At 71.2% G+C, this 2,222-nt stretch carries 2 protein-coding genes; one reads left to right on the forward strand and one right to left on the reverse strand.

Annotated features, from left to right (window positions below; translation table 11 throughout):
- Positions 1-90: 90 nt before the first annotated feature.
- Complete coding sequence (locus tag AB0G02_RS36160) at positions 91-1,548, reverse strand: oligopeptide:H+ symporter (protein ID WP_360803771.1); 1,458 nt, start codon at positions 1,546-1,548, stop codon at positions 91-93.
- Between the two features lie 383 nt (positions 1,549-1,931).
- Between AB0G02_RS36160 and AB0G02_RS36165 the strand changes: the two genes are divergently transcribed.
- Complete coding sequence (locus AB0G02_RS36165) at positions 1,932-2,189, forward strand: hypothetical protein (protein ID WP_360803774.1); 258 nt, start codon at positions 1,932-1,934, stop codon at positions 2,187-2,189.
- Positions 2,190-2,222 lie beyond the last annotated feature (33 nt).

The following is a 2,222-nucleotide window of genomic DNA, read 5'->3' on the forward strand; positions in this document are numbered from 1 at the left end:
GTCCACCAGCGAGCCTAAGAGGAGAGACGTGAGCATCGTTCAGGAGTGACGACTTCCGGTTGTCGGCCGCCCCGGCCGGTGCGCCGCTCGTCAGTGGACGCCGCTCAACAACCGGCGGATGGGCCGCGACGCCAGGGCCAGCAGGACGCCGAACACCACGGCCGCCCCGCCGATCGCGGTGAAGTAGGCCGTCTCGTGGTCGGCGCTGTAGTACTTGGCCAGGGAACCGGCGGTGGCCGTGCCGAGCGCGATCGAGAGGAAGTTGAGCGCCACCATCTGCGTGTGGAAGACCTTGGGCGCCAGCTTCGTCGACAACGACAGCCCGACCGGCGACAGCAGCAGCTCCGCGAGGCTGAACACCAGCAGGATCACCACCAGCATCAGCAGCGGCGTGCTGTTGGCGGCGCCACCGGCCGTCGGCAGGAACAGCAGGAAGGCCACGCCCATCAGCAGCGTGCCGAGGGCGAACTTCACCGGCGAGGACGGTTGGCGCGGACCGAGCCTGGTCCACAGCGCCGCGAACACCCCGGCCAGCAGGATGACGAACACCGGGTTGATCGAGTTCGCCCACGCCACCGGCATCTCCCAGCCGAAGAACGTGCGGTCGACCCGCTGGTCGACGTAGATCGCCACCACGGTGAACTGCTGCTGGAAGAGCGCGAAGAAGACGAAGCTGGCCAGGAACATGGGGATGAACGCGAGCACCCGCCGGCGTTCGACCCGGGTGATCCTCTTGCTGGACAGGATGACGGCGAAGTAGACGATCGCGGCCAGCACGATGACGATGATCGTCACGTTGGCGAGGTTGGCCGGGCGGATCACCCCGGTCAGCACCAGGACCACCACGAGCGCGACGGCCAGTGCCGCGAGGCCCGCGACCACCGCGCGCCGGGAGGCCGGGAGCGGGTTGGGCACGACGTTCACCTCGGGGCCGAACTTCCGCCTGCCGAACCAGTACTGGGTCAGGCCCGCGGCCATGCCGATGGCGGCCAGCCCGAAGCCGTAGTGGAAGCCCAGCTCCTGCTGCGCCAGGCCGGTGAGCAGCGGCCCCACGAACGCCCCGAGGTTGACGCCCAGGTAGAACAGCGAGAAGCCGGCGTCACGGCGCTCGTCGTCCTCCGCGTAGAGCGAACCGACCAGCGCGGTGGCGTTGGCCTTCAGCCCGCCGCTGCCCAGCGCGACCGCCGCCAGGCCGACGCCCACCCCGACGAACCCGGGCAGCAGCGCCAGGGCGATGTGGCCGAGCATGATCAGCACCGCGCTGGCGAACAGCACCCGCTCCGACCCGACGAGCCGGTCCGCCACCCACGCGCCGACGATCGTGGACAGGTAGACCAGCCCGCCGTAGGCGCCGACGATGCTGGCCGCGGTCGCCTCCGGCAACCCGAGACCGCCTTCGGCGGCGGTGTAGTACAGGTAGATCGTGAGGATGCCTTGCATCCCGTAGAAGGAGAACCGCTCCCACATCTCGACGCCGAACAGGTGCGCCAGTGCGCGTGGGTGACCGAAGAAACCCCTGCTCCGATCCCGCTCCACCGTCGTGCTCATGGATCGCCCTCCCTCTCCGCTGCGTCCCCACGCCTCACCGTGGCCCCACCGGCGGTCCCCCGCAGGGCGGCACCGGGAGCGGGACGGATCCCGGGGACGCAGGTGGGTGCGAAACGTCCACGTCCGGCGGCTACCCGGTGGCCACCCACCGGAACGGCAACGTCACTCGATCGGCGCAAGCCGGCACACGTCACCCGGTCGAGCGAGCTTCGGGCCGACGCGACGGCGGCAGGAGTCGATGTCGTCAGGAAGAGACGGGGGCAGGAAGCGACGCCGTCCCCGTCCGGGAGCCGGGTGCGGTCGGCGGTGGACCGGCCGGGGCGGCGGCGGGAATCACGTCGACCTGCCCTCGTCGAGGGCTCCGGTGGTCGACGATGTCGGTCATGAGCGGGCGGTCGTTGCAAGTCAGCCGGGCGGTGTCGGGGCGTGCCCGCGGGCCCCTGGTGTGGCGGTGGTCGGCGGCGGCGTGCCTGGTCGCCGCCGCGGTGAGCCTGGCGCCCGGCTGGTGGGGGCACGTGGCGTCGTCGGCGGCGCGGCACGTCGGCCGGTTCTGGCCGGCGGTGGTCCTGGTGCTGGTGGCCGGGGCGTTGGTGGTGGGCGGTCGGGGGTGCTCATCGGTGTGGTCGCGTTCTTCCCGGTAGTGGCGGGTCAGGCGGTGGTGTCGGGGTTGTCGG

The organism is Actinosynnema sp. NPDC023658 (genome assembly GCF_040639995.1).
Taxonomy (GTDB): domain Bacteria; phylum Actinomycetota; class Actinomycetes; order Mycobacteriales; family Pseudonocardiaceae; genus Actinosynnema.